Here is a 6,643-nt window from a genome sequence, read left to right as displayed (position 1 = left end):
ATTCAGGCAACCGTCTGTGGTGTTTGCAGAGCTAAGATTGGCGGCTTAGCGTTGCACTTCGGAGTTGAATCCGCCTCATGCTCAATCTGACGGCAAAAATCGCACGCCAGCTTAAAAAGAAATTCAGCATTTTATTCATCGACTGGGAAGCACAATTCAGCCATACCATCGAGCATGTCGAGCAGATGCGTGAAGCGTACAGCGATGTCACCGAACGTTTTTTTTGGGTGGCTCTGCCGCTGACCACGCAAAATAGTTTGTCGCAATTTTCGCCAACCTGGCAATGCTGGCAACCCGGCGTGGAATGGGTTCGTCAACCGCCAGAACACGCCATCACCGATCCGAAAGAGCTCCCCTTTTATGAACAGGGAATGACGTTTGAAGCCTTTGTCAGCGAGTTCGCCGACTGGTTCGCCAACCATCGTCCGGCAGCAATGATGATTGGCATCCGTGCGGATGAATCGTACAACCGTTTTTTGGCTATCGCCTCGGCGCGTAAAATGCGTTTTGCCGACGATAAACCCTGGACCACCGCCACCCCACGCGGACATGCCTGGTATATTTACCCGATTTATGACTGGAAAACAGCCGATATCTGGACCTGGTTTGGCAAAACCCGCACCCCCTACAACCGCCTGTATGACCTGATGTATCAGGCAGGCGTTCCGGCACGCTATATGCGCATTTGTGAACCTTTCGGCCCGGAGCAGCGCCAGGGCTTGTGGCTCTATCATGTCATCGGACCCGAACGTTGGGCCGTGATGTGTGAGCGCGTTAGCGGCGTGAGCAGCGGCGGGATTTACGCCGGCCAGGACAACCAGTTCTATGGCCACCGCAGGCTGACAAAACCCGCCCACTTAAGCTGGCGGGAGTATGGTCTGTTTTTACTCGACAGCATGCCGGAACAATCGGCAGAGCATTACCGCAACAAAATCGCCGTCTATCTGCGCTGGTTTGAAAAACAGGGTATAACGCGTATTCCCGACAGCCAGCCCAACGACGCTGGCGCGAAGGATGTCCCCTCCTGGCGCCGCATCTGCAAAGTGCTGCTGAATAATGATTACAGGTGCCGGGCTCTTTCTTTTAGCCCAACAAAAACAAGCAATTACAAACGCTATCACGAGCGAATCAAAAACAAAAGCAAGGAGTGGGGAATTCTATGCAACAGCGATTAATCGGTGACATCGACGCGTTCCTGCGCGCATTACCAGAAGAGGAACGGATTGAAGCCATCAATGCGTTTCGCCGCGCGCTTCATGAATTCAGCCCGTTTCGCGATCAACCTATCGACTGCGTTTTGTGGATTAAGAATGACAAAGTCGCCCCAAATGACTACAACCCCAACAATGTTGCGCCGCCGGAAAAGCGCCTGTTGCTCAAATCACTGGAGGCTGACGGGTTCACCCAGCCCATCGTGGTGATGGAAGACAGCCCGAATCATTTCGAGATTGTCGATGGCTTCCATCGCCACGAGCTGGGCAAAGGGAAGGCATCGCTGAAAAACAAGCTGAAAGGGTATTTGCCGGTCACCTGTCTGAACAGCAACAGATGCAGCGAATCCGATCGTATGGCGGCAACCATCCGTCATAACCGGGCGCGCGGACGCCACCAGATTAACGAAATGTCGGAAATCGTACGCGAACTCTCGCGGGCAGGATGGACAGAAGAGCGGATTGGTCAGGAACTGGGGATGGATGCAGATGAGGTATTGCGCCTTAAACAAATCAACGGCCTGACAGAACTCTTCGCAGGCCGTCGATTCTCTCGTGCGTGGACGGTTAAATAGTTATAGTTTGCATAACCGCTCTGCGGCCGCCAGCAGCGTCGATTCCTGTTTTGCAAAGCACAGACGAATAAGCTTATGCGGGAACGGATCGGCGCAGAATACCGACAACGGGATGGCCGCTACGCCCACCTCTTTGGTCAACCACTGACAGAAGCTCACATCATCGAGATCGGAAATGGCGCCGTAATCCGCCAGCAGGAAGTACGTGCCTTCACACGGCAGGATCTCCAGCCGGCTGCGGCTCAGCGCGTTAACCAGCACATCACGACGCTCACGGTAGAATTCCGGTAACTGGCGATAATGTTCCGGCTCCTCACGCAACATATCCGCCAGCGCCAGCTGTGCCGGGGTATTCACGGAGAAGGTCAGATACTGGTGCACTTTACGCAGTTCCGCGCTAATCGCCGCCGGTGCCACGCAGTAGCCCACTTTCCAGCCAGTCATATGGAAAGTTTTACCAAACGAGGAGACGGCAATCGCCCGCTGACGCAGCTGTGGGTGCGCCAGTACGCTGGCATGCCCCTCTTCGGCAAAGCAGATGTGCTCATACACTTCATCGCTCAGCACATAAATTTCTTTGTCGCCAATCGCCTGCCACAGGGCCGCGAAATCATCCTTGCGCCATACCGTGGCTGACGGGTTATGCGGCGTATTGAGGATAACCAGGCGGGTTTTGTCGCTCAGCAGTTCGGCAAACGCCTGCCAGTCCACACGGAAATGCGGCGGCTGCAGGGCAATACGTTTCAACACACCGCCGGACAATTCCACCGCCGGCGCATAGCTGTCATAACTTGGGTCAAAACAGATAACGTCATCGCCCTGACGCACCAATGCCGTAATCGCCGCGTATAACGCTTCCGTTGCCCCGGCGGTCACGGTGATGTCGCTGGCGGCATCGGGTTTATAACCATAGAGTTCTTCGGTCTTGTCGGCGATGGCATCGCGCAGAGCCTGTACGCCGGTCATCGGCGCGTACTGGTTCGCCCCTTGCGCTACGTGGTACGCCAGACGCTCCTGAAGGTAACGAGGACCATCAAAATCCGGGAATCCCTGAGACAGGTTAATAGCCTTATACTGCTGCGCCAGTGCACTCATTTGCGTGAAAATTGTGGTGCCTAAGGCGGGAAGTTTACTCTGCGGAATCAGTACGTTATCGCTCATCGTTGCGTGCCTGCGTGTAATACTCATGTTGCTGACACTATAACACGATGTTAGTATTTGGCAATCAAGACGCTTAGACGTCTAAACCATAAGAATATTCCTGCCGACGCGCAACCAGGAAGACTATGACAAATAACCTGCAACTCCACGATCTCGTCAGCGCCTGTCACTGGATAGGCCAAAAAGGCTGGGCCCCCGCTACCGGCGGCAATATGTCGGTGCGTGAAGATGAACACTGGTGCTGGCTAAGTGAATCCGGCAAAGACAAAGGTAGCCTGACCACGGCGGATTTTCTGCAAGTCTCTATTGCCGATAATCATGCCCCGTCGGGACGTAAACCATCTGCCGAAACGGGCCTGCATACCCTGATTTATCGCTTGTTTCCAGACGCGAATGCGGTTCTGCATGTGCATACGGTGAACGCCACCGTGCTGTCACGCATTGAGCCTGCGTCTGAGCTGCTGATCAGCGGTTTCGAAATGCAAAAATCGCTGCGTGGACAAACGACGCATCTTGATACCGTGCCGATTGCAATTTTCGATAACACCCAGGATATTGATGCCCTCGCCCGCCATATTGAACACTACGCGCAAGAACGTCCGTTGAACTATGGCTTCTTGCTGCGTGGTCACGGTCTGACCTGCTGGGGGCGCGACGTGGCAGAAGCGCGTCGCCATCTGGAAGGACTGGAATTTTTATTTGAATGCGAAATGCAGCGCCGTCTGCTGGAGAAATAATGATCCGCGCGATAGTTACCGACATAGAAGGCACCACCAGCGATATTCGCTTTGTGCACAACGTGTTATTTCCCTATGCCCGCGAACGCCTGCCGGCTTTTCTGAACGCACAGCAGTATCACGAACCGGTAAAAACCATCCTCGATAACCTGCGGGAAGAGGTAGCACAGCCGGACGCGACCACCACCGTTCTGCTCGACACACTGCTGCAGTTTATGGATGAGGATCGCAAATCCACGCCGCTGAAAGCGCTGCAGGGCATTATCTGGCGCGATGGCTATGTGAATGGCGACTTTACCGGTCATCTCTACCCGGACGTGCTGCCCGCGCTGGAAAAATGGAAAGCCAAAGGCATTGATCTTTATGTTTATTCCTCTGGCTCTGTCGCCGCGCAAAAACTGTTATTTGGCTACAGCGACGAAGGTGATATTACTCATCTGTTCAGCGGTTACTTTGACACCCTGGTCGGTGCGAAGCGTGAAATACAGTCTTATCGCAACATTGCTGAACAGCTGGGCGTGCCGCCAGTACAAATCCTGTTCCTCTCTGATATCCACGAGGAGCTGGACGCCGCCGAACAGGCTGGTTTTCGCACCCTGCAGTTGATTCGTGGCGACAACGATGCCACGAGCCATCATCACCAGGTACCTTCTTTCGACCACATTAAGCCGGAGCAGATCCCCTCATGAGCGCACTGACGATTTATTCTGACAAAGACGCCAGCAAGCCCGCCTGGCACAGCACCGACGCCACCGAGATTCAGCAGAAGCTGAATGCGAAAGAGGTGCGTTTTGAACGCTGGGAAGCCGACCGCGACCTGGGTGCCAATCCGTCACCGGAGACGGTGATCACCGCCTATCAGCACGCCATCGACAAGCTGGTCGAGGAAAAAGGCTACCAGAGCTGGGATGTGATCAGCCTGCGTGCGGATAACCCGCAAAAAGAGGCGATGCGCGCCAAGTTCCTCAACGAACACACCCACGGCGAAGATGAAGTGCGTTTCTTCGTGGAAGGTGCCGGGCTGTTCTGCCTGCATATCGGCGACGAGGTGTATCAGGTGCTGTGCGAGAAGAACGACCTGATCTCCGTACCCGCAGGCACCCCGCACTGGTTTGATATGGGCTCCGAACCCAACTTCACCGCCATCCGTATTTTCGACAACCCGGAAGGCTGGATTGCCCAGTTTACCGGCGATGCGATTGCGGACGGGTATCCGAAGCTGGCGTGATTGAATCCGGGAAAGCCCCCGGATGACGGCGTAAACGCCTTATCCGGGCTACCACGCTGCCAATGGTATCATGTACGCCTTTTCTTCGCGCTCACCGTTCGACCTTAACCCTCTGAGTTGTCTGCTACATTCCGTATTTATGATTCAGAGATCCCACTCACCTCAGCAGAGTCGCTAGTGGGATCCTGATTCGAAACCCGGCGGTTATTTTTCACCAATCCATTGCAATACCTCTTCCACCTCAACGTCCCCCCGTCTCGCCAGATGCACAAACTCCACCACATCCAGCCTTCTTTCGCCGTTTTCAACCTTGGCGATAAATGACTGCGGTTTACCCAATACCTGCAAGCTGTGCTTGTGTAATGCCACGAGCCTTACGGGCATTTTTGAGTGCGGTGATAACCCTCTGATATTCTTCCCTGTAAACAGATGCCATAACGTCGATCCCTTTTCTCTGACTTTTGGCGAAACACCCTACCCATTCCCGTAGCCCTGCTTTTCTCCTGCTAAACGCGGCCTATACTTGCTCTCTTTGCGAAAGCGATTCACAGGGAAGGAAAAATGAAGAAAGTCATATTGATGCTGTTGATGATGGTGCTGAGCGGTTGTGCCACCACGGTGCCGATGCCGAAAGAGGATACCCTCAATTACCTGCGGGTGATGGATAACAATATTACGGTCCTGTCAGACAAGCACGGCTATGTATTCCAGCGCGATAAGACCCACGACGTCTATAACGACTACAAAGCCTTTTATGACGAATTCGGTGACAAAAGCCCCGGCGTAGCGGTGTTTTTTGTGGTGAAAGGTAAGGATGTCACAGCGGAGTATCGGGCAATTGTTGATGCCACCCAGTTAACACCCACGCAGACGGACAGGCTGAAATATCACTACAACGCCCATGTGATGGAGTCCGGGAAAACGCTGGTGGCGGTGTTTAAAGCGCAGGGTCACATCTATGGCGCACTGCATTTCCGTACCTCAGAGGCGACGAAGTTAGCAACGCCAGTCACCGTGACCATCACCGATAAAACGGAGCAAAATATCAGTTATGTGGCCCCGTTGATGATCCCCATTTTCCCGCTGGTGATGATGTACGGTTGCGCGAAGGGGCCGTGTGTTTGACGGATTGCCCCTCACCCTACCCCTCTCCCACGGGGAGAGGGAACCGTTATCGCCCCGGGATGACACGAAGCGCAAAATTCGTAGCCCGGCTAAGCGCAGCGCCAGCCGGGGGAATTCAGCGCATTACATGCGGACCAGTACCCTGACGCGCATCTGCACAAAAAAGGCGGGCACCAGCACTTCGAGCAGAAACAGCACCAGGCTTATCTTTTGGTTATCCTCACCCGGACGCCAGTTCCCCAGGATGGCTGAGAGCACAAAAAACGCCACGCCCGCCGTCAGCATCGCAATGCCATACAGACGATTAGCCCGATACCACAGTTTCTCATCATTGATAATTCGAGCCGTTCGCACCCCATACCAGCGGTTCGGTTTCACCTTCTGCAAAAGCAGTGGAACAGCCAGCGCCATCAGCACCAGGCTGGCGATACTCAGCCAGATAAAATTCATATCCATCAAAAACGCTCCCTTTTCTTGTTCGGTTTAATTACAAATTCGCTATCAGGCGCGCGTGCAGCTTCATCATGTTTGAACATTAGCGCCCTTACAGGGCGAGCGTCACCGCTTCGCGGTTCCGATGGTATTCATGATCGGCATACCGTTTTA

At 54.0% G+C, this 6,643-nt stretch carries 7 protein-coding genes and 2 pseudogenes; 6 read left to right on the top strand and 3 right to left on the bottom strand.

The annotated features are described in order from the left end of the window. Positions 1-74: 74 nt before the first annotated feature. Both ACSZPU_RS21960 and ACSZPU_RS21955 read left to right on the top strand, forming a co-directional pair. Positions 75-1,175: pseudogene (locus ACSZPU_RS21960) on the top strand (phosphoadenosine phosphosulfate reductase); the annotation flags it as partial. Then, the gene (locus ACSZPU_RS21955; RefSeq protein WP_499003121.1) at positions 1,160-1,786 is read left to right on the top strand and encodes an IbrB-like domain-containing protein; all 627 of its coding nucleotides are present in this window, start codon (positions 1,160-1,162) and stop codon (positions 1,784-1,786) included. The pseudogene ACSZPU_RS21960 and the gene ACSZPU_RS21955, both read left to right, overlap by 16 nt. On the opposite strand, the gene ACSZPU_RS21950 is transcribed toward ACSZPU_RS21955, so the two are convergent. Then, a complete protein-coding gene (locus ACSZPU_RS21950) occupies positions 1,787-2,947 on the bottom strand; it encodes a pyridoxal phosphate-dependent aminotransferase (protein WP_499003118.1) in 1,161 nt (386 codons plus the stop codon). It lies immediately after the preceding gene. 125 nt (positions 2,948-3,072) lie between these two features. On the opposite strand from ACSZPU_RS21950, the gene ACSZPU_RS21945 reads away from it, so the two are divergent. The 3 genes from ACSZPU_RS21945 to ACSZPU_RS21935 are packed head-to-tail and all read left to right on the top strand — an operon-like array spanning position 3,073 to position 4,912. Further along, positions 3,073-3,684 carry a methylthioribulose 1-phosphate dehydratase gene (locus tag ACSZPU_RS21945; RefSeq protein ID WP_499003115.1) on the top strand — a complete coding sequence of 204 codons (612 nt, stop codon included), beginning with the start codon at positions 3,073-3,075 and terminating at the stop codon, positions 3,682-3,684. Continuing rightward, the gene (mtnC, locus tag ACSZPU_RS21940; RefSeq protein ID WP_499003111.1) at positions 3,684-4,373 is read left to right on the top strand and encodes an acireductone synthase; all 690 of its coding nucleotides are present in this window, start codon (positions 3,684-3,686) and stop codon (positions 4,371-4,373) included. The genes ACSZPU_RS21945 and mtnC overlap by 1 nt, the downstream gene beginning before the upstream one ends. Beyond that, a complete protein-coding gene (locus ACSZPU_RS21935) occupies positions 4,370-4,912 on the top strand; it encodes a 1,2-dihydroxy-3-keto-5-methylthiopentene dioxygenase (protein ID WP_499003108.1) in 543 nt (180 codons plus the stop codon). Before mtnC ends, ACSZPU_RS21935 begins: the two co-directional genes overlap by 4 nt. A 204-nt stretch (positions 4,913-5,116) precedes the next feature. On the opposite strand, the pseudogene ACSZPU_RS21930 reads toward ACSZPU_RS21935, so the two are convergent. After that, positions 5,117-5,348, bottom strand: a pseudogene (locus ACSZPU_RS21930) (helix-turn-helix domain-containing protein). Between the two features lie 125 nt (positions 5,349-5,473). Here ACSZPU_RS21930 and ACSZPU_RS21925 point away from each other — a divergent pair. Further along, positions 5,474-6,037, top strand: coding sequence for a hypothetical protein (locus tag ACSZPU_RS21925; RefSeq protein ID WP_499003105.1), 564 nt, complete (start codon positions 5,474-5,476; stop codon positions 6,035-6,037). Positions 6,038-6,160: 123 nt separating this feature from the next. Here the strand turns inward: ACSZPU_RS21925 and ACSZPU_RS21920 are convergent, their stop codons facing one another. Next, positions 6,161-6,493 carry an SdpI family protein gene (locus ACSZPU_RS21920; RefSeq protein ID WP_499003103.1) on the bottom strand — a complete coding sequence of 111 codons (333 nt, stop codon included), beginning with the start codon at positions 6,491-6,493 and terminating at the stop codon, positions 6,161-6,163. Between the last annotated feature and the right edge of the window lie 150 nt (positions 6,494-6,643).

It is taken from the genome of Phytobacter sp. V69 (assembly GCF_965644215.1).
Taxonomy (GTDB): domain Bacteria; phylum Pseudomonadota; class Gammaproteobacteria; order Enterobacterales; family Enterobacteriaceae; genus Phytobacter.
This window is presented reverse-complemented; position numbering and strand designations above follow the sequence as displayed.